At 32.4% G+C, this 21554-nt stretch carries 24 protein-coding genes; 21 read left to right on the top strand and 3 right to left on the bottom strand.

The window, feature by feature from the left end; genetic code table 11:
• Positions 1 to 8 precede the first annotated feature (8 nt).
• From DW761_RS11795 to DW761_RS11745, 12 genes are all read left to right on the top strand, one after another.
• Entirely contained in the window at positions 9 to 347 is a 339-nt protein-coding gene (locus tag DW761_RS11795) for a PTS sugar transporter subunit IIB (protein ID WP_117454827.1), read from the top strand.
• Between the two features lie 38 nt (positions 348 to 385).
• Positions 386 to 1798, top strand: a complete 1413-nt coding sequence (locus tag DW761_RS11790) for a PTS sugar transporter subunit IIC (protein ID WP_117454828.1) — start codon at positions 386 to 388, stop codon at positions 1796 to 1798.
• A 44-nt stretch (positions 1799 to 1842) separates the two neighbouring features.
• Positions 1843 to 2364, top strand: a complete 522-nt coding sequence (locus tag DW761_RS11785; protein ID WP_117454829.1) for a GrdB-related putative oxidoreductase — start codon at positions 1843 to 1845, stop codon at positions 2362 to 2364.
• 129 nt (positions 2365 to 2493) lie between these two features.
• Complete coding sequence (locus tag DW761_RS11780) at positions 2494 to 3792, top strand: ATP-binding protein (RefSeq protein ID WP_117518280.1); 1299 nt, start codon at positions 2494 to 2496, stop codon at positions 3790 to 3792.
• An 83-nt stretch (positions 3793 to 3875) separates the two neighbouring features.
• A complete protein-coding gene (locus DW761_RS11775) occupies positions 3876 to 4607 on the top strand; it encodes a Fic family protein (RefSeq protein ID WP_117518279.1) in 732 nt (243 codons plus the stop codon).
• A gap of 113 nt (positions 4608 to 4720) precedes the next feature.
• The gene (locus DW761_RS11770; RefSeq protein WP_117518278.1) at positions 4721 to 5815 is read left to right on the top strand and encodes a DUF871 domain-containing protein; all 1095 of its coding nucleotides are present in this window, start codon (positions 4721 to 4723) and stop codon (positions 5813 to 5815) included.
• 145 nt (positions 5816 to 5960) lie between these two features.
• Positions 5961 to 6098 carry a hypothetical protein gene (locus tag DW761_RS21450; RefSeq protein ID WP_178695039.1) on the top strand — a complete coding sequence of 46 codons (138 nt, stop codon included), beginning with the start codon at positions 5961 to 5963 and terminating at the stop codon, positions 6096 to 6098.
• A 91-nt stretch (positions 6099 to 6189) separates the two neighbouring features.
• Positions 6190 to 7137 (top strand): hypothetical protein, encoded by a 948-nt coding sequence (locus tag DW761_RS11765; protein ID WP_117518277.1) that lies wholly within the window; start codon positions 6190 to 6192, stop codon positions 7135 to 7137.
• A 41-nt stretch (positions 7138 to 7178) separates the two neighbouring features.
• Complete coding sequence (locus DW761_RS11760; RefSeq protein WP_117518276.1) at positions 7179 to 8144, top strand: hypothetical protein; 966 nt, start codon at positions 7179 to 7181, stop codon at positions 8142 to 8144.
• Positions 8145 to 8171: 27 nt separating this feature from the next.
• The gene (locus DW761_RS11755; protein ID WP_117518275.1) at positions 8172 to 9041 is read left to right on the top strand and encodes an ABC transporter ATP-binding protein; all 870 of its coding nucleotides are present in this window, start codon (positions 8172 to 8174) and stop codon (positions 9039 to 9041) included.
• The gene (locus DW761_RS11750) at positions 9038 to 10150 is read left to right on the top strand and encodes a hypothetical protein (protein WP_117518274.1); all 1113 of its coding nucleotides are present in this window, start codon (positions 9038 to 9040) and stop codon (positions 10148 to 10150) included. The genes DW761_RS11755 and DW761_RS11750 overlap by 4 nt, the downstream gene beginning before the upstream one ends.
• Positions 10147 to 12276 carry a hypothetical protein gene (locus DW761_RS11745; protein WP_117518273.1) on the top strand — a complete coding sequence of 710 codons (2130 nt, stop codon included), beginning with the start codon at positions 10147 to 10149 and terminating at the stop codon, positions 12274 to 12276. The genes DW761_RS11750 and DW761_RS11745 overlap by 4 nt, the downstream gene beginning before the upstream one ends.
• A gap of 439 nt (positions 12277 to 12715) precedes the next feature.
• Here DW761_RS11745 and DW761_RS11735 read toward each other — a convergent pair whose 3' ends face one another.
• Complete coding sequence (locus tag DW761_RS11735) at positions 12716 to 13522, bottom strand: MerR family transcriptional regulator (RefSeq protein WP_117518271.1); 807 nt, start codon at positions 13520 to 13522, stop codon at positions 12716 to 12718.
• Positions 13523 to 13606: 84 nt separating this feature from the next.
• On the opposite strand from DW761_RS11735, the gene DW761_RS11730 reads away from it, so the two are divergent.
• From DW761_RS11730 to DW761_RS11710, 5 genes are all read left to right on the top strand, one after another.
• Entirely contained in the window at positions 13607 to 14239 is a 633-nt protein-coding gene (locus DW761_RS11730) for a GNAT family N-acetyltransferase (protein WP_117518270.1), read from the top strand.
• Between the two features lie 5 nt (positions 14240 to 14244).
• Positions 14245 to 15495, top strand: coding sequence for an ATP-binding protein (locus DW761_RS11725; protein WP_199485632.1), 1251 nt, complete (start codon positions 14245 to 14247; stop codon positions 15493 to 15495).
• Between the two features lie 90 nt (positions 15496 to 15585).
• On the top strand, positions 15586 to 16425 hold the full coding sequence (locus DW761_RS11720; RefSeq protein WP_233513092.1) for a prenyltransferase: 840 nt from the start codon (positions 15586 to 15588) through the stop codon (positions 16423 to 16425).
• Positions 16409 to 16744 carry a transporter gene (locus DW761_RS21445; protein ID WP_233513091.1) on the top strand — a complete coding sequence of 112 codons (336 nt, stop codon included), beginning with the start codon at positions 16409 to 16411 and terminating at the stop codon, positions 16742 to 16744. The genes DW761_RS11720 and DW761_RS21445 overlap by 17 nt, the downstream gene beginning before the upstream one ends.
• Before the next feature lie 8 nt (positions 16745 to 16752).
• A complete protein-coding gene (locus DW761_RS11710) occupies positions 16753 to 16995 on the top strand; it encodes a DUF3781 domain-containing protein (protein ID WP_117518360.1) in 243 nt (80 codons plus the stop codon).
• Between the two features lie 42 nt (positions 16996 to 17037).
• On the opposite strand, the gene DW761_RS11705 is transcribed toward DW761_RS11710, so the two are convergent.
• Together DW761_RS11705 and DW761_RS11700 are read right to left on the bottom strand one after the other, a co-directional pair.
• The gene (locus DW761_RS11705) at positions 17038 to 17310 is read right to left on the bottom strand and encodes a DUF3795 domain-containing protein (RefSeq protein ID WP_117518267.1); all 273 of its coding nucleotides are present in this window, start codon (positions 17308 to 17310) and stop codon (positions 17038 to 17040) included.
• Positions 17311 to 17371: 61 nt separating this feature from the next.
• Positions 17372 to 18121: an RNA polymerase sigma factor gene (locus DW761_RS11700; protein ID WP_117518266.1), complete on the bottom strand. Its 750-nt coding sequence runs from the start codon at positions 18119 to 18121 to the stop codon at positions 17372 to 17374.
• Positions 18122 to 18294: 173 nt separating this feature from the next.
• Here DW761_RS11700 and DW761_RS11695 point away from each other — a divergent pair, with 173 nt between their 5' ends.
• The 4 genes from DW761_RS11695 (at position 18295) to DW761_RS21030 (ending at position 21471) form a co-directional block, all read left to right on the top strand.
• Complete coding sequence (locus tag DW761_RS11695) at positions 18295 to 19254, top strand: N(4)-(beta-N-acetylglucosaminyl)-L-asparaginase (protein ID WP_117456177.1); 960 nt, start codon at positions 18295 to 18297, stop codon at positions 19252 to 19254.
• Positions 19254 to 20360: a Sapep family Mn(2+)-dependent dipeptidase gene (locus tag DW761_RS11690; RefSeq protein ID WP_117518265.1), complete on the top strand. Its 1107-nt coding sequence runs from the start codon at positions 19254 to 19256 to the stop codon at positions 20358 to 20360. Before DW761_RS11695 ends, DW761_RS11690 begins: the two co-directional genes overlap by 1 nt.
• A gap of 11 nt (positions 20361 to 20371) precedes the next feature.
• Positions 20372 to 21112, top strand: coding sequence for a copper homeostasis protein CutC (locus tag DW761_RS11685; protein ID WP_117456181.1), 741 nt, complete (start codon positions 20372 to 20374; stop codon positions 21110 to 21112).
• Between the two features lie 197 nt (positions 21113 to 21309).
• The gene (locus tag DW761_RS21030; RefSeq protein WP_158552370.1) at positions 21310 to 21471 is read left to right on the top strand and encodes a hypothetical protein; all 162 of its coding nucleotides are present in this window, start codon (positions 21310 to 21312) and stop codon (positions 21469 to 21471) included.
• The last annotated feature ends 83 nt before the right edge of the window (positions 21472 to 21554 follow it).

Raw genomic sequence — 21554 nt, 5'->3', positions numbered from 1 at the left:
ATAGTCGTATGAGAAAAATCTACCTGTTCTGCAGTGCTGGAATGTCTACAAGTATGTTAGCAAGCAGTATGCAGATGGAGGCAGATATACGTGATTTGCCAATCACCGTGGAAGCATTTCCAATCAATCAAATGGGTGACATCATAAAATATGATCGTCCTGACTGCATATTACTTGGTCCACAATCTAAACACTTATACAAAGAAATGTTAGATCAGTTTGGCCATGAAGGGATCCCAATGGCAGTCATTGACTCAGAAGCATATGGCATGATGAATGGAAACAAGGTTCTCGCAATGGCTATCAAATTGATACAGCAGAAAAGTAACAAAAAAGAAGAATCATAAGAGGGTATAATGATTCTAACGAAAAAGGAGAGAAAGAGATGTTAAAAACATTAGAAAAATACTTGATGCCTCTTGCAGAGATGATTGGCAGAAACAAGTACTTAATTGCTATTCGTGATGGTTTCCTAGTATCAACTCCATTGTTGATCGTAGGTTCTATCTTCTTGTTGATTGCTAACTTCCCTATTAATGCATGGACAGATTTCATCAATAACTTCATGATTGGATCACAGTCATTAGGTGCATTATTAGGAAAACAATCTGATGCAACATTTACAATTATGGCTATCTTTGCAACTATGGGTATTGGTTACTCATTCGCAAAAGAAATGAAAACTACACCAATTTTCGGTGCTGCTGTTTCATTGATGTCTTGGTTCATCTTAATGCCATATGCTTTAACTAACTCAATCAAAGCATTATTTGATGCAAATGGTGCAGCAATGGAAGTAGCTGAAGGCATGAAAGCTACAGTTAGTGGTATTGATTTGGGATGGTTAGGTGCCAAAGGTATCTTCATGGGTATCATTTGTGCATTAGTTAGTGTTCATATTTATGCTTGGGTAGAACGTAAAGGTTGGATCATCAAGATGCCAGCTGGTGTACCTCCAACAGTTGTACAGTCATTCGCTGCTTTAATTCCAGCAGGTATCGTTATGACAGTATTCTTTGTAGTAAATATGATTTTCGTTGGATGTGGTACAGATGCATTTACATTCATCTTCACATTCTTACAGACTCCATTACTTGGATTAGGTGATACATTAGGTGCTATGATTATCGCATACATCTTCTTACACTTATTCTGGTTCTTCGGTGTTAACGGTGGTTCTGTTGTTGGTGCTGTATTCAACCCAATCCTTCAGACATTATCTCTTGAAAACTTGAATCTGTTTAAAGAAGTTGGTGCAACAGGTGGATATACAGTAGCAAATGGTGCTCACGTTATCTCTCAGCAGTTCCAGGACTTATTCGCAACATTCGGTGGATGTGGTTCTACATTATCATTATTGATCGCAATGTTATTATTCTGTAAATCTAAACGTATTACAGAATTAGGTAAATTAGCATTAGTTCCAGGTATCTTCGGTATCAACGAACCAATCGTATTCGGTTTACCAATCGTATTGAACCCAACAATTGTTATTCCATTTGTATTGGTTCCTACAGTAAACATTATCTTATCTTACTTCGCTATGGACTTCGGTTTATTCCCACCATGTAACGGTGTAAATATTCCTTGGACAACTCCAGTTATCATTTCTGGTTTCTTGGCTACTAACTGGGTTGGTGCTGCATTCCAGGCATTCTTACTTGTACTTGGTGTATTCATTTACATGCCATTCATCAAAACAATGGACAAACAGTACTTGGAAGATGAAGCAAAAGCAGTTGCTGCTCAAGAAGAAGACGATATTAGCTTAGACGATCTGTCATTTGACGATCTGTAAGATTAAAATTGTAGTATAATACAGTTGAAAGAGGTGTTTCGTAAATGAAAATTATTATGATTTATGACCAGATTCAGGCTGGTGCAGGAACAAAAGACGACAAGATGGTACCACTTGCTGCAAAGAAAGAACCAGTAGGTCCAGCAGTTATGATGGAGCCTTTCCTGAAAGAAATCGATGGACGTGTAGTTGCATGTCTATACTGTGGTAATGGTTACTATCTGGAAAACAAAGAAGAAGTAACAAGAAAGCTTGTTGCAATGGTCAACAAACTGCAGCCGGATGTGGTTATGTGCGGACCTGCTTTCAACTATGCTGATTATGCAGGTATGGCTGCTCATATTGCTACTGAAATCAATGCGAATACAAGTGTTCCAGCATTTGCTGCAATGTCAGTTGAAAATGAAGCTACAATCAATGAATATAAAGATAAAGTCATGATTGTAAAAACACCTAAAAAAGGTGGTACTGGCTTGAATGAAGCATTGAAAAACATGTGTACACTTGCAAAAGCACTGCATGAGAAAGCTGATACAACAAAATTAAAAGAAGACGTTTGCTTCTAATACATAGAAAAGGATGAGCGAAGATTGAATCGTTCATCTTTTTTTTGATTGATGAAATTCAGTTTTAGGAATATAATATATGTAAGAAAGAAAAATGTGCAAATGCACAGTTTTGTAACGAGGTGACATATGGAAATTCAAAGAGATAAATACTTGAATAAGCTAATATCTAAAAAGGATAATGGCTATATTAAAATAATAACGGGAATAAGAAGGTCTGGAAAATCATATTTATTATTTCATATCTATTATAAATATCTAAAAAGTATAGGTGTAAACGAAAATCAAATCATTAAAATAGCACTAGATGAATTAAGTAATATGCAATATCGTAATCCTTTTGAACTAGATAAATATATACACAGTTTATGTGAGAATCCAAACGAAAAATATTATATCTTCATAGATGAAATCCAGTTGGTTAGCGCAATCCAAAACCCTTATGTAGATGATGAAGAAGCTAAAATTACATTTGTGGATGTATTATTGGGTTTAATGAAAATAGAAAATTTAGATATTTATGTAACAGGCAGTAATTCAAAAATGCTTTCTTCAGATATATTAACGCAATTTAAGGATAGAGGTGATGAAGTACGCGTTTTTCCACTATCTTATCAGGAATTTTATAATGCTTTTGATAAAAAAGAAGAGGCATGGATGAATTATTTTACATATGGAGGAATGCCGCGATTATTGAGCTTTCATACACATGAAGAAAAAAGTAAATATCTAAAAGAGCTTTTTTCTAAGACGTATATTAGCGATGTAGTGGAACGAAATCAAATATCAAATGATATTGATGTTTTAGATGATTTACTAAACATTGTTTCATCAAGTGTAGGTTCACTTACAAATCCCAATAAACTATCGAATACGTTCAGGAGTGTAAAACATGTTTCTATTGGTAATCATACAATAAGTAAATACTTAGATTATTTCATAGATGCGTTTGTTTTAGAAAAAGCAATACGATATGATGTAAAAGGAAAAAAATATATAGATACACCACTAAAGTATTATTTTACAGATATAGGATTGCGCAATGCCCGATTGAATTTTAGGCAAACAGAAGAAAATCATATCATGGAAAACATCATTTTCAATGAACTTGTGCGCAGAGAATTTGATGTGGATGTTGGAATGGTAGAAGCTTATACAAATGATGAACAGGGAAAAAGGAAACGGCAACAATTGGAAATTGATTTTGTCGCAAGTAAAAACAGTAAGCGATATTATATACAATCAGCGCTAACTGTAGGATTAGAAGAAAAGCGGCAACAGGAAATCAATTCCTTCCTTAAAGTGAATGATTCTTTTAAGAAAATTGTTGTTGTGAAAGATAAAATGATACCATGGTACGATGATTTTGGAATCTTATATATTGGTATTGAGCAATTCCTTTTAGATCAGAATTCTTTAGATATCTAAATTTGAGAAGCATCTTTGCTTCTTTTTCTTTTTTTGCATAAGGAGCGTGCTATAATGAATTTTAAAAGAGGTGTAAAGGAAATATGTATAGACTAAAACTTGATACACAAGAAGAAATGAATAAACAGTTATATGAATTTAAAATACTCTTTGCATATCATTCAAACAAAATAGAGAATGAAAAAGTAAATCTTGATATTACAAGAGAAATATTTGAAAAGGGTAGTGTGACAGGATATACAGGTGATTTGAAAACATTGTTTGAAATAGAAAATCAAGTACACTGTTTTGAATATTTAAAACAATTTATCATCAAAAAATATCCTATGGATATATCTTTTATAAAAGAAGTACATTATAAATTGACAAAAGGGACTTATGATGATAGAAGATATCACATAAATAATGAAAGACCTGGTGAATTTAAAAAACATGATTATGTTACAGGAGTATATGAAGTAGGAAGTTATCCTGAAAATGTAGAGGTTGATTTACAAGATTTATTAAATGAAGTCAATGAATATCAAGGGGATGATTTTTTTACTGTATATTTCCATGCCATGTTTGAAAATATTCATGCTTTTGCGGATGGCAATGGTCGCGTGGGAAGAACCTTAATGAATTATTATTTTATGATACATGAGATAGCGCCAGTCATTATTTATGATGAAGATAAGAAACAGTATTATCAAGCATTAGAAGCTTTTGATCAAAATGATACATTGAAACCATTAAAACAACTGATACTACAACAACAGAAAAAAACATGGGAAAGAAATATAGGTGAACGTCCTAAACTACATAAGTTTATATAAATAGGAAACTTTCCTAAACACTAGGAAATATTTCCGTAAACAAAACATATAGAAACAGAGTATAATAGAATCATAGGAAATGGGAAAAATCCCATGAAACAAGGAGGCATTATATGCATAGATTAGGTATTAGTATTTATCCAGAACATTCTACACAGGAAAAAGATTTCGCTTATATGGAGCTTGCCGCTAAATATGGCTTTACTCGTATATTTACATGTTTGTTATCTGTAGATAAAGAAAAGGATGAAATTGTAAAAGAATTTAAAACATTTATGGATAAAGCACATGAATTAGGCTTTATTGTTAGTGTGGATACAAATCCACAGGTATTCAAACACTTAGGTGCTACACCAATGGATGTTTCTGTATTCCATGAAATTGGTGTGGATATTATCCGTTTAGATGGACATTTTGATGATTTCCAGGATGCATTATTAACACACAATCCATATCAAATTAAAATTGAATTTAATGGAAGCAGTGATGCAAGTGTAGATCATTTATTAAGACATGGTGCTGATAAGCACAATATGACAATTTGTCATAATTTCTATCCAGAACGTTATAGTGGTTTAGGCTGGAATGTATTCATGAACTTTAACAAAAAATGGACAGCTTTAGGATTACCTATTGCGGCATTTGTTTCCAGTAATAATACCAATACATTTGGTCCTTGGCCAGTATATAAAGGATTGCCAACTGTAGAATTACATCGTGGAAAAGCTATTGATTTACAGGTACGTCACTTCTTATCATGTGAAGTCATTGATGATATTTTAATTGGCAATGCATACGCAACGGAAGAAGAATTAAAGGCAATGTCAGAAGTAGATTTCACAAAGACCACCATTCGTATTGATACAGTAGATGGCTTAAGTGATCTTGAAAAACAGATTTTATTTGAAATGCCACATGCTGGAAGAAGTGATGCAAGTGATTATTATATCAGAAGTAGTTTACCTCGTTTCGCGTGTAGAGGAAAGAGCATTCCTGTAAGAAATCATGATGATCACATGTTCCACAGAGGAGATGTTGTTATTGTAAATGATAATCTAAAACACTATTTAGGTGAATGTGAAATTATCTTACAGGATATTGAAAACGATGGCGAAAGAAACTTTGTTGGACGTATCCCAGAAGATGAAATGATGATTCTTGATCAGATGGAATTACATCCTGATCATATCTTTGGATTCTTAAAATAATGAAAATACAGCTGATTCGATTTGAATCAGTTGTTTTTTATATATCTTGTGTTTATAAAAGGTTGTTTTATTTTTTTAATTTGTATTGAATATTAGCTACTTATAGGAAGAGGGGATACTTCATGAAAATGAATTATCTATTATTATGGAATGTGAAAGAGAAAATTTAGTAAAAGAAAATTTTGAATTACAATATATAAATGAGATTGTGGAAAAGTATCATGGTGTGATGAATCAGGTGTTGAAGGATTCTTATGAATGCAGGATTTTATTATTTTATTGACCGCTTACTGTAAATATTGACCACTTACTGTTTTTAAATTGAAAAGAATGGAAATCAGATGAATAATGATGATAGATGGAGGTCTTTTCATATGAAAAAAATAATGGTGAGTATACTTATGATCATGGTGGTTTTGAGTGGATGCAGTGTAAAAAAAGATAATATAGATAAAGTAGTAGAGAATCCTAAAGAAGATGCTGTAGAAAGTCATGGACCATTTATTGAAAGTGAAATTAAGGACATTAAGATTTTAAAAGATAGCGTTGTTTTGTCTGCCGATATATCAATGGGACCAATTAACACAAAATATTATTTTCATGCATATCAAAACGGGGTCCCAATAGAATTCTCTTTTGATAAAGATGGGGATAAAAGAATTACGCAGGAGATAACATTAACAAAAGAAAAGAATAGTTATACATTTTATATGAATGCGGGGAGCTTTAAAAAAGGAGATACAGTGAATTTTGGTTATGGAGTTGTCGTAAATCCTGATTATTTTCCTGAGATAATAGAGTTTACAAGGTTTGATATTATGAAATCTAATGTAAGTGCTATTTGCCGTGATTTTAATGTTGATAAAGATTTTATTGGAAATCAATCAGATAAAAAAATTTTAGATGATTTAGAGTGGACGGATATGAAAGTCACGGATGATAAAAATATAATAAGCTCATATGCACTGGATACAAATGAAAAAATACTTGAACAGGTGGTGCGTAATGAACCTGTGAATGATCTTATGGTGATGCACGCGAAAAAAGGAAAATTGTTTAAGATATTTTTCGTTAAGGATGGATTAGATGCAAATGCAATCATAACATTTTATATTGACCATAAGCCAGTCATGATAAAAGGTGATTATGTGGCAGGAAAACTAGATTATACCAATGAAACATTTGGTATGACAAGTTTTGAATTAGAGATACCTCAGGATGTAAAAGAAGGAAATCATACATTTTATGCAATGATTTTTACGAACAGTAATAATAGAAATCATTATGAAAATACAGAACCGCGGGTTTTGGAAGTTGAATAGCTAGTTTATGAATGTGGCATAAGGAAAAGAGGCGTAAGATTATGAATACATATCTAAAATCAGCAACAATATTATTAAGTCTGGTATTGATAATAGGTGGATGTAGTGTAAAAAAAGAGAATGTAGAAGATGATGTAGGAAATAAGATAAAAGATGAAACAAATGATCAGGGACCATTTTTAACATCAGAAATTCAAAATATAGAGATAAAAAATGATAGTGTAGCTTTACATGTAAATTTGGAAGTAGGGCCAACAAATGTAAATCATAAACTATATGCATTTCAAAATGGTATTCCTGTGGAGTTTTCTTTAGAAGAATCTCAAAAGCCTTCTTTTGTTCAGACAATAAAACCAGCTAATGAAAAAAATCAAATCACATTGTATATGAAAACAAAGGATTTTAAAAAAGGTGAAAAAATTAATTTAGGCTTTGGGATTGTGATAAATGCAGATTATTTACCTGAAGTATCAAATTTTATTATGTTTAATGATTCTATGATCCAGGCTTATGGAAAAGACTTTATCGCAGATCAGGATTATCAAAATCAGAATATAGATACGAAAGTAATGAATAATCTAAAATGGACAAGTACTGGTAAAAAAGATGAAAAAAATTTAATGCCATCCTATCTTTTAGATACGGATAAAAAAGTATTTGATGACATGTTCAGCGGTAAATCATATAATTCTGGAAAAGCAATACAAACGAAAAAAGGTGAAACATTACATATCAGCTTAACAAAAAATGGCCTTGCGCCGAATGGAACGATTTCCTTTTATCTAAATCATAAACCTTTAAAGCTTGTGGGAGGATATGATGCGGCAATACTGACTTATCCAAATGATGATTATGGAATAGCGGATTTTGATTTAATAATACCAGATGATATAGAAAAAGGTAACTACGCTTTTTATGCAATCATTGCACAAACAGAAGAAGCACAAGGATCTGGTGGAGTATATGCGTTTAAGATCTCAGATGAGCGTTTGGTACAAATTGAGTAAATTTATCCTATGACTGGAGGCTTTCATATGGAAGTAGAAATTAAAGATATAACGAAATATTATAAAAAACATATGGCTTTGGATCATGTGAATTTGTGTTTGCATCATGGTGTCTATGGCTTTGTAGGACCAAATGGGGCAGGGAAAACGACTTTAATCAATATCCTGGTAAATGTATTAGATCCTTCTGGTGGGAATATCTTTTATGATGGAAAAAATATCAAAGATGATATAGAAAGTTATCTTGATCAGGTAGGGTATCTCCCACAATATCCAAAGTTTTATGGTGATTTTACATGTGCGGAATTTTTAAAATATATGTGTGTATTAAAAGATATTAAAAAAAGTAAAATAGCTTCTAAAGTTAAGGAAGTCTTGCAGTTATGCAATTTAGAGGATGTACAAAATAGAAAAATCAAAGAATTCTCAGGCGGTATGCGACAGCGTTTAGGCATTGCGCAGGCAATCTTAAATGATCCTAAATTATTAATTTTAGATGAGCCGACAGCTGGTTTAGATCCCAAAGAGCGCATCCGATTTCGGAATGTAATTTCCAATTTATCCACTGATCGTATTGTTATTCTAGCAACTCATATCATGGAAGATGTAGAAAGTATCGCAAATGAAGTAATTTTAATACAAAAAGGAAAATTGCTGGGTTTAAAACGTACAGAGGATATGCTAGAAGAAATCAAAGGAAAAGTATGGTTGAGAAAAATCTTGCAATCATCTTTATCAGATTATGAAAACAAGTATATGATTAGTAGTATCATACATGAAAATGAATATGTTTCCATTCGATATATCAGTGATCAAGAAGAAACAGGTGCTTTATCTGTAGAACCAAAATTAGAAGAAGTATATTTATACTACTTTCAATCAGGTGAACATGTATGAAATTATTACGATATGAATGGAAGAAATTATTAAAAAGCAAACTATTTATTTTCTCGTTTATTGTATTATTTGGTGTGCATTTGTTGTATAGTTTTGTGCCATATGTAATGGATTATCATAATAATGGAGAGGTTCTTCAGATAGAAAAAAGCTTAAAACAAAAAGTGAGTGGACCAATTACAAGTGAAACATTTGAAAAAATAAATGCACTGAAACAAAAGATAAATCCCCAAGGGGAAACCAATGACACACAAGCTGATAAAATCTATCTAAATTTGATTGAAACAGAAGTGAATAATCAAATTGACTATAGCCAGCAAATGAAAGATTATTGTCAGAATATCAAAGATAATATTGTGTATTTAGAAACACATCATGAAAAAAGACAGGTCTTAAAGTATGAAAAGTTATATCAAACATATGAAGGAAGAACACTGTCTTATTACGATAATCAAAAAGGATGGGATAAGTTATTAGATAATCAAACATCAGTTATTTTTATCTTACTCATCATGATGATCACATTACCTATGGTTTACTCACGTGAAAAAGAAAGTGATATGGAACTGATTCTGTATTCCACAAAGATTGGAAATCAACAGATTCAGAGAGGGAAGCTTTATTTTACAATCAGCTTTGTGATGGTATTGGTTGTTTTGTTTTCTTTGATAGATGCGATCCTTACACTTAGTATATATGGTTTTGATGGTGCACAACTGCCTGTTTATACAAATGCGGCATATCACTTTTCCACAATGAATGTCACAATGCTTGGTTATTGGTTATATCGTGTTTTGTTTCAACTAATAGCATTATGCTGTATGGGCGTTATTATTTTGACAATATCCAGAAGAATAAAGAATCCTATGATGTCAATTATGATTACATTTGCGTTTGTATCAGGATTGTTGCTGCTGGGGGAAACAGGCTTTACAACATGGAATCCCTGTGGATTACTATATCTGAATAAAACAGTAAATGATGTCACGTGTATCACGATTTACCATCACAGCTTTTATACATATCAAATCACACTACTATTGGATGTATGTATATTACTTATGATATTCCTATATACGCGATACACACGTAGGAGGAAAAGCCTATGATGTACGAAATAAGAAAAATATGTAAACAGAAATTAATGATGATATTATTGGTTTTAATGTTTTTTGTGATGCTCATACAAAGTATCACCTTTCATCCAATACATCGATTTACACAGTCGAACAGCCAAGAGATATATGAAGAACAATTGGCTGTATATCGTGGAAAACTGACAGAAGATAAAAAGAACCAGTTTCATCAGGAGTATATGAAAATCATAGATTTAAAAACAAAACGTGATGATTTATATGATACTATCCATCAAAAATCTTATGAATTATCTGATGCATCAGTGAAAGAAATGAAGCAGAACTTAGAACAGGTGAATTCTGGTTTACTAAAGATGGAAGCATATCAAACGCTCAAAGATGAAATAGATTATGTAAAAGAAAATCCAAAAGAAAGAGAAGTTATCGATCCCATTGGTTGGAAGAGTGTTATACAAGATGATGGCCTATCCTATCCCTTGATCATTTGCCTGTTATTGATCAATATCACGCTTTTCACAATGGAATATGAAAATGAAATGCATAGCCTTACCATTAGTACAAAAAAAGGCAAGAAATATACGTTTAGAAGTAAATGTTATGCAGGATTATTATGCAGTTTCCTGTGTATTTTAATTGCTTTGTTTCTACATGATATCCCATATTTTTTACACTATGATTTTTCAGATATCTTTGCGCCCATTCACAGTGTACCTGCGTTTGCGCACATGAGCTTAAATATTAGTTGTATACAAATACTGCTCATCATACAATTGATGAAAGTCATTGGTTATTTATCCTTTAGTGTTTTGATATGGATTATATCTATTTGCCTGAAAAAGTTTATCTCTGTGTTTTCTATTTTACTGTCCACAATTTTATTAATGGACTTTTGTATTTCATTACCATATATCTATTATGTGCCATTTTCGCTGTCTTTCATGAAAGCTACTGGTTTTTTCAGAGGAAATGAACAGATTGTATTAAATAAAGGCAGTGATGGGGAATTCATTGTACAGACCTATGTAGGAGGCAATAAATTATTAGAAATCATCATGGCAATCATATGGATATTTGTGATATTATATGCTTTATACAAGGTATATCAAAGCTTTTGTAATATACATAAAAAAATAAAAATTAAGAAAAAGGTAATAGCTTTATTCATCATTTGCTTATTGAGTGGATGTAGTAACAAAGTATCAATAAAAGATACGATAAAGATGAATATTAATGATACATTCTTACCTTATCGAGATGGTGTATTATTTATTGACCAAAACAAAATCAAATATATAAATTTAAAGAACCAAGAAATAGAAGATTTTATCAAAGATACTTCTCCACAGGTATTTGAAGGACAAAAAGAAAAAATGATTGTGCAAGAAAATGTTGTCTGTTATATGAACCAACAAAATTCTTCTATTCGTCAGGGATATGATGTGGATTGTTATGATATAGACAAGCATAAAGTGAAAACAATCTATACAAGTCGTAAAGATTATCAATCAGAAATGTTGTTTGGATTAGTAAAACAATACCATGTTGGATTAGAAGATGCACCTCGTTTAACAGGTATGAGAGGAATCTTTATATATCATAACCAGTTATATTACTTTGATGAAGAAAACCATTTAATGAATGTGGATATAAATGATACTAAAAAGATAAATGTTATGCTTTCAGATTACTCAGGCAATGGAATTTTAGATGGTGATAATTTTTATTACATCAGTACGACATTGGATTTAAAAAAATATGATTTATCTGAAAGAAAGTCGACGATCATATCAAAAGATTTTGTATCACAAGTATCGTCATACAATAATACATTATATTTCACGACATTAAATAAAAAAGGTGTCTTTACATATCATGATGGAAAAATTGAACATATCATAAAAGAAAATGTACGTTTGATAGCAGTCAATGATTCCTACATTTATACACAGGATATAAATGGTGTATGTGTGATTTATGATAAAACAACACATCAACAGGTAAAAACTGTATCTATATCTTTTGACGTAATACAAGGAATAAATGATATTGTGTTAACATCGGAAACAGTTGAAGGAGTACAGACGATATTTCAATACGATGGTTTATTAAGTCATAAAATAAAGCTGATGTCTAATTGATATCAGCTTTTCATTACTCACTTACCATTCTTATACGCTCTATTTTATGTATCAAAACATCTTTGTTCTTACGCATATCCACATAGAGAAATAGCATATTCAATATGAATAATATAATGCTTATGGAAAAAGCTTGAGAAATATTCAAAGCAGTAAAAACAAAATAACTAATACATGATATGATCATGGATGTAATTACCGCAATGAGGAAAAATCTAAAAAAATAACCTTGATTAGTGATAGATTGAAAATAAAGGTCCCAGCTTTTTTCATCCATATGGGACAAACCTTTCTTTATATAAAATGACAGTAATATAAAGCCAATTAATAAAAAGCGCGTCACTATCATAAAAACAAACATCAAGAAACATAAACGTATCATAAAATCACTTCCTTATTGATATCTATTATAAACGATACAGTTACTGTAGAGTCAAGATTAATCTTCAATTTCAATGGTTATTTCGCTAACATAATCTTCGATTGTATGAATAGCGAAGTCATTTAATCCAGTTTCAAAAGCATATTTACCAAGTTTGATATGATGAGCATCCGCATAAGCAATGATATCTTCATAAAAAGCTGGAATTTGATTCCAATCACCTTTGATATAAGCACAAAGATAATATCCTTTAGGACGAATCATTACAGATTTGGATTTTAAGGATTTCTTAATAGGAAGATAAAGTCCATCATATGCATCGTATTCATGATTTCTTATTTTATTTAATGCAATATAACTACCATATCCGATAGAATTTCCTTCGGAAATATTCAACTCTAATAATTTTTGCGCAATCGTATCCAATTGGTCGTCACGAAAGGAAAATGGTGTTGTGAGTATGATTTCTTTGTTTCTTTGTTCCACGCGGATTTCTCTGTCATGAATCTGTTCACTGATTAGAAGCATTTTTAAGCGTTTTTGTAGTATTTCCCGTGTTTGTTTTAATTGCTGGATCTGTTGATCAATCATGGCAATTTTATCATTAGCGATGGATTTAAATCCTTCACTACTAGGGTGTTTTAGATAATCAGCAATTTCATCAAGACTCATATGTAAATCTTTCAACATTAATATAAATTGAAGCTCAATGCTTTGCGATTCTGTATAATAACGGTACTGATTATCTCCTTTATGTTTTGGAGAAAATAAGCCAATATCATCATAATAATGCAGTGTGCGTTTATTAATGCCATGTAGTTTCGCAAATTGCGCTGTTGTATAATAGGTGTTTGAATGATACATGAAAGTACCTCCTTGACTTTACAGTAACTGTATACTTTAAGATAAGTATACATGATAATTTCATGTAAGAAAAGGAGTATGTTTATGAACAAAATTACGTTACGAACAATACAGAAAAAAGATTTTTCAAGAATTCAGAAAATGATTAAGCAGGCATGGAAATACGAAGAAATGAGCAGCCCTAAAACAGCAGATCATATGGCAAAAGCATTTTTAAGCAGTTGTTTATGTAATCAGACATTTACAGCTGTTGCGGTGAATGCACAGGATCAGGCAATTGGTGTTATTATGGGAAATGATAGAAAACATCATCATTGTCCTTTGAAATATCGTATCCGACAGATACAATCCATCTTGTCTTTGTTTCTACATAAAGAAGGAAGAAGAATTGCTATGATGTTTAAAGATATCAGCACAATTGACAGTGAATTATTGAAAGAAAGTAAAATGGAATATGATGGAGAAATTGCTTTTTTTGTTATGGATGAAGCATATCGTGGAAAAGGTATTGGTAAACAATTGTTTACTGAACTTCAAGAATATATGAAAAACGCAAATGTGGAAAAGTACTTTCTGTACACGGATACAAGCTGTAACTATCCTTTTTATGAACATCAAGGATTGATTCGCAGAGGAGAAAAGAAACATGCATTTCATATCAATGGACAAAAGGTAATAATGTCCTTTTTCATCTATGATAATTTGAATGATCTATAAATAACTTGAACAACTTGCAGTTATGTGCGAAACACAATAAACATGAATATAAAAGTTATCTAATAATAGACTTTGGTAATGTATCAAATGAAATTATTGATTTATTTGAAAATGAAAGTAGTAATTTGGATTTTTTCTTTATTAAGCTATCAGCATATTATGGTATTCAATTTTATGAAAGAGATACACTAATTGTATTTGATGAAGTACAACAATTTCCACGCGCTAGACAATTGATTAAATATTTAGTAAAAGATGGGCGATATGATTATATTGAAACAGGTTCTTTATTGTCATTAAAACGAAATGTGAAAGACATTATAATACCATCAGAAGAAGAACACATTCGATTATATCCATTAGATTTCGAGGAATTTTTGTGGGCATTAGGTGATAAAACGACCACTCCATTTTTAAAACTCTGTTTTCAAGAAAAAAAGCCATTAGGACAGGCTATGCATAGGAAAGTTATGAATGATTTTAGACAATATATATTAGTTGGTGGAATGCCCCAGGCTGTTAATGAATATGTGAAATCAAAAAATTTCGCAAACGTAGATAAAATCAAAAAAAATATCTTGACCTTATATAGAAATGATGTAAGTAAGTTTGCTACTGGTTATGAAAATAAAGTACTGATGATTTTTGATCATATTTCTGGTCAATTATCAAAAAAGGAGAAAAAATATAAGATATCTTCTATTCGTAAAGGCGCAAGATTTCGCGATTATGAAAATGCTTTTATGTGGTTAAATGATGCAATGATTGTGAACTCTTGTTATAATTGTACAGATCCTAATGTGGGGTTTGCATTAAGCATTGATTTTAGAACAAGAAAATGTTATTTGGCCGATACCGGATTGCTGATAAGTCAAACATTCATGGATAACGATTATACGAGTAATGATTTGTATAAAGCTGTCTTATTTAATAGATTGAATATCAATGAAGGCATGCTCATGGAAAATGTTGTTGCTCAAATATTAAGAACAAATGGTCATAAATTATACTTTTATTCAAGAGTGGATGTAGATCATCGAGAAAATCATATGGAAATTGATTTTGTAATTAGTGATGGAAGAAAAATATATCCTATAGAAGTAAAATCTTCCATATATAAAAAACATAGTTCATTAGATAAATTTAAAACTAAGTTTGGTAAGCGTATAGGAACATCATATATTTTATATCAAAAAGATCTTATGATTAGAGATGGTGTAGTACACCTACCGATTTACATGGCAATGTTTTTATAATTTATATAAAAGGTTTTTGATTTTCTATGTCAAAAACTTTTTCTTTTTCTTACTATCCATGATATTATGAGAGTAAGGCAGGTGGTGCATGTGATTTTTCAAGAGGATATAAATGCTATCTTTTCACATCGCTATGATCAGGGAGCAGATCTATGGACAACACCAGATCATAAATTATTAAAAGGAGCGCCATTTACAACCTTGGAATGTGCAACATATCTTATTGAATTAGGTATGTCACAGAATGATGAAATCATAAAACAACTTGCGGAATTGATTTTTTCTGTATGGAAAGAAGATGGCCGATTTCGTATTTCGCCCAATGGGGGTATCTATCCATGTCAAAGTGCGTTAGCCTGGCAGGTATTATGCAGAATGGGATATGCAAGTGATGAACGTTTAATAAGAACTTGTACATATTTCCTAAATACACAAGAGGATGATGGTGGTTGGATTTGTAAGAAATATAGCTTTGGCAAAGGTGAGGAAACAATGTTTTCTACGCCTTATACAACTCTTTTGGTGTTAGATGCACTTCGTTTTTATGATATAGATTCTTTGGTGGTAAATAGAGCAGTTGATTTCTTATTAAATCATTGGAAAATAAAAAGACCAATTAGCCCATGTCATTATGGGATTGGTACATTATTTATGCAGGTAGAGTATCCATTTCGTGGATATAATATATTCTATTATGTATATATTTTATCTTTTTATGAAACGGCTATTAAAGATTCGCGTTTTAAAGAAGCATTTGAGGCATTGTCATCAACATTACAAGATGGAAAAATCGTTGTTCAGCGAGTAGTACCAAAACTGGCAAAGCTATCTTTTTGTCAAAAAGGTAAAATAAGTGAACTTGCGACAAAGCATTATTTAGAGATTGTGGAAAACTTAAAGGGAGATAGAAAAAATGAAGCTAGTATATGATATATGTATGGGTTTAAGTATTGGGACATGCATTGGTATTTGTATAGGATTATTTAGAAAAACAAGATATAAGCATTATACACCAGAGCGTTTAGAAAAAGCGAAGCGAATGTCAGCTTTCATGCTACAAACTTTAAAATATGTAACATTGACATGCTTGGCATTGGGACTGATATGGTGTGTTTATTTCCTTGTATTGGCAATGATGAAACCTGAACTTGCGGATTACGCAGATAATATGTCAGAATTAATTGTATCTGTATTAACTGTGATTTCTATTATTTTTGCGTTCTTTGAATTTATAAGAAGAAAGGATTAGTAATGATCATGAACAATGAACTAATAGAGCATTTAGAAATGATACATACCACCCCTATGGGAGAAGTACGTATCAAAAAGAATTTACAGATATCCTGTGATGATACTGTGGAGTGGTGTAAACAACAAATAATGAACATGGATACCAGATTTGAAAGAAAAGGAAAAAACTGGTATGTCTATATCAAACAAGGCATCCTTACCATCAATGCCAGTGCTTATACAATTATCACAGCACATCCTTATAAGTAAAAATGTGTAATTCATTTTGAAATACACATTTTTACTTATGATTTATTCTTTTTTTAATTCTTCATTACGCCATACACGACATTGTGCAATCTTGATTCTTGGATCAAAGCCTTCTTTTACACCCATGTTTGACAACAACGTACATGGAAATACATCACATTGACCACAATGATCAAGATGTTTAGATTCAACACAGGATTTCACTTCACAAACACCGCCCCAAAATGGCTTGTCCATATGGATACATCCTCGACAATGTACAGCTTCTTTACGTTCACATAAATCACAACGAACGCCACATCTTGATGAAAACATATGCTCACCTCCTCAATACTTAGATGATTGTGAAGCTAAAAAGATGCGGGTAGTTAGTAAATTATTTGTTTTTTACAAAATCTATCAAATTTGTATACCAGGAATCTTCAGGATATTGTACCGGCATTTGACGATAATAAGCCAAAAGTTTTTCATGAATATCTTTTTGATAGGAGTGATCCTTTTCACGAAATTCCTGAGCAGAGAAGGTCATCTTTAACTGATGCTGTAGTTTTGAACGCTTTTGCGCAAAATCAATCCATGCCTGACAATGACAAGGATTTTCTTCTTTCATAAACATACAATGATTTGCAAAAAAAGAAGATAAATTCATTCTAGCACGATAGCGTAAACCTTTTACCGCAGACTCACTTATATCCATTAATAATGCAGTTTCTTCAATTGTGCAGCCAAACATATCCGATAAAGAAAAAGCCATGCGCTGTAGTATGGTTAATTTCCTTACCATACTCAAAAAACATCCATTACGAAGGTTCTCTATTTCTTTAGATACACTAACTTCCATGACGCCATCGATTTCTTCCTCATGAAAATATATGCCATCTGCCTCTAGTTCCTCAATAGATTCCATTGGCCTTTCTTTACGCATCATCATACGATATTCATTGATACAGATTTTTTTCAAATAGGCATGTAGATAGGTCACATTAACCAATTGATCCTGATGCTTCATCACCTGTAGCCATGTTTGTTGAACAAGGTCCTTCGCAATATCTGGATGCGCAGACAAATACATTGCATAGCGATACAGATAAGCTTGATTTTCTTGTATGATTTTTTCTAATTCCATAAGAACACCTCTTAGCTTTAGTGTATCAGCTGATCATAAATATTACAATCATTATCCTTCATTTCCTAAGACTAGGAAATGCTTTTCAACAGGTGCATAGAAAAATGCGTTATAATAACAATGTAAGTAAAGGCAGGAATATGTCCTGTATAAAAGAAAGGTAGGTATTTACTATGTGGGGTATGATCGCAACTTGGAGAATGGCTTTAGAAGGAGTTACAAAAGGATGTGACTTGCTGAAAGAAAATGGTGATGCAGGTGACGCTATTGAAACAGCAATTAAAGAGGTAGAGGACTTCCCATTCTATAAATCAGTAGGATATGGTGGACTTCCAAATGAAGAAATGGAAGTTGAATTGGATGCTGCTTATATGGATGGAACAACATTTGATTTAGGTGCAGTTGCTGCTGTAAAGGATTTTGCTAATCCAATCAGTATTGCACGTCGTTTAAGTAAAGAAAAAGTAAACAATCTGTTAGTTGGAGAAGGTGCTGAAAAATTTGCACACAAAGAAGGTTTTGAACGTAAAAATATGTTAACTGACCGTGCAAAAATCCACTATAAAAACCGTGTAAAAGAAGTACAAGAATTGGAATTAAAACCATATAGTGGACATGATACAGTTGGTATGGTTGCATTAGATAGCAATGTACATATGACTGCTGCAACAAGTACAAGTGGTTTATTCATGAAGAAAAAAGGTAGAGTTGGTGACTCTCCAATCAGTGGTTCAGGTTTCTATGTAGATAGTGAAATCGGTGGTGCAAGTGCAACAGGTCTTGGAGAAGACTTGATGAAAGGCTGTATTTCTTATGAAATCGTTCGTTTAATGGGCGAAGGAATGCACCCACAAGAAGCTTGTGAAACAGCTGTAAATAAATTAGACAAAGAATTGATTCGTCGTCGTGGAAAAGCTGGTGACTTATCATTAATTGCTATGAACAATAAAGGTGAATGGGGATGTGCAACAAACATTGAGGGATTCTCATTTGTTGTTGCGACAGAAAAAGAAGCGCCAACAGTTTATCTTGTAACTCGTGATGAAAACGGAAAGAACCACTTTGAAGTAGCTAGCAAAGAATGGATGGACAACTATATGGCTACACGTACTGCACCATTGGTGGAAAAATAATGGAACAAAAGATTATTGCTCAGGTAGAATCTAATCGTGATTCTATGATTGAAGATATCCTGAAAGTTGTTCGTATTGACAGTGTGGAAAGTGAAGCATTACCCGGCAAGCCATTTGGAGAAGGCGTGGCTGCAGCTTTAGACATGGCACTATCTATTGCGGATACATTAGGATTTGAAACAAAGAATATCGATGGCTACATGGGATATGCACAATATGGTGAAGGGGAAGACTATGTAGGAATCATTGGACATTTAGATGTTGTACCAGTCGGGGATGGTTGGAAACAGCCACCTTTCAGCGGATACGTAGATGAGAACGGCCGCATTTTCTCAAGAGGAATCCTCGATAATAAAGGCCCTGTCATGAGCTGTTTATATGCATTATATGCAATTAAACAATTACAAATCAAATTATCAAAACCTGTACGAATTCTGTTTGGTACAGATGAAGAAACAGGATTTAAAGATCTGGAATATTATTTAAGTAAAGAAAAACCTCCTGTTATGGGATGGACACCAGACTGTAAATATCCTGTCGTGTATGGAGAAAGAGGTCGTGCAACCGTTATGATCTCTACAGATGATACACAAATGAAAGAATTCTTTGACTTTGTGAATACATATTTCTTACAGAGTAAAGATAATGGAGATCGTTTGGGCATCAATTTTGAAGATAAAGAATTTGGTGTTATGCAGATGCGTGGATACAAGTTGCACAAGGAAGAAAATAAAGTGTGTTTTGATGTGACATTAAGCTATCCAGGTGTTGTGACAATCGATGAAATCATTACGCAGATACAAAGCAAAGCAGGAAATCTGGAAGTAAGCTTAACAAGCAATATGAATCCGGTACATTTTGAAAAAGACTGCTTCATGGTAAAATGTTTACAAGATGCTTATGAAGAAGTAACCGGTATGGATGGTACACCAGTGACAACCACTGGTGGAACTTACGCAAAAATGATGCCAAATATCGTACCATTCGGTCCAAGCTTCCCTGGACAAAAGGGAATTGGACATAATCCAAATGAATGGATGGATATCGAAGATTTGATGACAAATGCCAAAATCTATGCTTTAGGTATCTATAAACTGGCAAAATAGCGAGGTAAATTATGGAAAGAATGATAGAAATCTGTTGCGGAAGCTATTATGATGCATTACAGGCATATAAAGGCGGCGCAAAAAGAGTAGAATTAAACAGTGCTTTACACTTAGGAGGGTTAACACCAAGTGTGGCAGCTTTACGTTTAACAAAAGAAAATACAGATGTTAAAGTCATCACAATGGTAAGACCACGTGGTGCAGGCTTCTGTTACAACGAAGAAGACTTTGCAGCTATGGTTATGGATACAGAAGTCATGCTGGAAAACGGTGCAGATGGTATTGCATTTGGTTGTCTGGATGAAGCGGGAAACATCCATATAGAACAGACAAAGAAAATTATTGATATTATCAAAAAAGCAGGAGGAGAAGTTGTTTTCCATCGTGCATTTGACTGTACAAGCGATCCTTATAAAGCAATGGAAACATTAATTGCATTAGGCGTAGATCGTGTATTGACCAGTGGTTTAAAACCTAAAGCAATGCAGGGTAAGGATTTAATCAAAGAACTACAGGAAAAATATGGTGATAAAATTGAATTATTAGCAGGAAGTGGAATGAATGCAGGCAATGCAAAAGAAATGATGGATTATACAGGCATTTATCAAGTACACTCTTCTTGTAAAGACTGGTTACATGATTCAACTACTTCATTAGGGGATGTAAGCTACTCCTATGCAGAAGGTGAACACGCTGATGATTATGATGTCGTTAGTAAAGAACTGGTAGAAAAATTAGTAAGCAGTATATAAATACATATTTAAATAAACAGCATGAGCTAAAATGTTCGATAGCCATGCTGTTTTCTTATGAAAAAAGGCTGAAATTTTGTCTTTAAAATACCATTCTATATTCTTTTAAGGTATAATAAAAGAGTCGCTTTAGATATATAAAAAAGGAGAAAGTATACAGCTAAAAACTGTTGAAAGGAGTAAATCGAGAGGGAATTATGAGTTTGTTTAAAAAGAAGGATAGTAATAAGAAAAATTCAAATGAAAGAATCATTGTGAAAAGTGGGAAAAATGATTATCGAAGTTATCCAAAACCTGGTACGTTACTCAAAATGGATTTACAAAAAGATGACGCAGGTAAATGTAAAACAGAAAACTAGACAAGGAAAGATAGTGAATGACTATCTTTTTTTTGCGAAAAGTAATGATTTATTTTAAGATTTCAGAAAAAAATATAAGAATT

It is taken from the genome of Absiella sp. AM29-15 (genome assembly GCF_003434225.1).
In the GTDB taxonomy this organism is placed as follows: domain Bacteria; phylum Bacillota_I; class Bacilli_A; order Erysipelotrichales; family Erysipelotrichaceae; genus Hoskinsella; species Hoskinsella hominis.
Note: the sequence above shows the minus strand (reverse complement) of the source record. Positions and strands in the feature narration are given on the sequence as shown.

Coding starts and splice junctions, on each gene's coding strand:
- DW761_RS11795 (WP_117454827.1), top strand. CDS start 9: ATGAGAAAAATCTACCTGTTCTGCAGTGCTGGAATGTCTACAAGTATG.
- DW761_RS11790 (WP_117454828.1), top strand. CDS start 386: ATGTTAAAAACATTAGAAAAATACTTGATGCCTCTTGCAGAGATGATT.
- DW761_RS11785 (WP_117454829.1), top strand. CDS start 1,843: ATGAAAATTATTATGATTTATGACCAGATTCAGGCTGGTGCAGGAACA.
- DW761_RS11780 (WP_117518280.1), top strand. CDS start 2,494: ATGGAAATTCAAAGAGATAAATACTTGAATAAGCTAATATCTAAAAAG.
- DW761_RS11775 (WP_117518279.1), top strand. CDS start 3,876: ATGTATAGACTAAAACTTGATACACAAGAAGAAATGAATAAACAGTTA.
- DW761_RS11770 (WP_117518278.1), top strand. CDS start 4,721: ATGCATAGATTAGGTATTAGTATTTATCCAGAACATTCTACACAGGAA.
- DW761_RS21450 (WP_178695039.1), top strand. CDS start 5,961: ATGGAATGTGAAAGAGAAAATTTAGTAAAAGAAAATTTTGAATTACAA.
- DW761_RS11765 (WP_117518277.1), top strand. CDS start 6,190: ATGAAAAAAATAATGGTGAGTATACTTATGATCATGGTGGTTTTGAGT.
- DW761_RS11760 (WP_117518276.1), top strand. CDS start 7,179: ATGAATACATATCTAAAATCAGCAACAATATTATTAAGTCTGGTATTG.
- DW761_RS11755 (WP_117518275.1), top strand. CDS start 8,172: ATGGAAGTAGAAATTAAAGATATAACGAAATATTATAAAAAACATATG.
- DW761_RS11750 (WP_117518274.1), top strand. CDS start 9,038: ATGAAATTATTACGATATGAATGGAAGAAATTATTAAAAAGCAAACTA.
- DW761_RS11745 (WP_117518273.1), top strand. CDS start 10,147: ATGATGTACGAAATAAGAAAAATATGTAAACAGAAATTAATGATGATA.
- DW761_RS11735 (WP_117518271.1), bottom strand. CDS start 13,522: ATGTATCATTCAAACACCTATTATACAACAGCGCAATTTGCGAAACTA.
- DW761_RS11730 (WP_117518270.1), top strand. CDS start 13,607: ATGAACAAAATTACGTTACGAACAATACAGAAAAAAGATTTTTCAAGA.
- DW761_RS21445 (WP_233513091.1), top strand. CDS start 16,409: ATGAAGCTAGTATATGATATATGTATGGGTTTAAGTATTGGGACATGC.
- DW761_RS11710 (WP_117518360.1), top strand. CDS start 16,753: ATGAACAATGAACTAATAGAGCATTTAGAAATGATACATACCACCCCT.
- DW761_RS11705 (WP_117518267.1), bottom strand. CDS start 17,310: ATGTTTTCATCAAGATGTGGCGTTCGTTGTGATTTATGTGAACGTAAA.
- DW761_RS11700 (WP_117518266.1), bottom strand. CDS start 18,121: ATGGAATTAGAAAAAATCATACAAGAAAATCAAGCTTATCTGTATCGC.
- DW761_RS11695 (WP_117456177.1), top strand. CDS start 18,295: ATGTGGGGTATGATCGCAACTTGGAGAATGGCTTTAGAAGGAGTTACA.
- DW761_RS11690 (WP_117518265.1), top strand. CDS start 19,254: ATGGAACAAAAGATTATTGCTCAGGTAGAATCTAATCGTGATTCTATG.
- DW761_RS11685 (WP_117456181.1), top strand. CDS start 20,372: ATGGAAAGAATGATAGAAATCTGTTGCGGAAGCTATTATGATGCATTA.
- DW761_RS21030 (WP_158552370.1), top strand. CDS start 21,310: ATGAGTTTGTTTAAAAAGAAGGATAGTAATAAGAAAAATTCAAATGAA.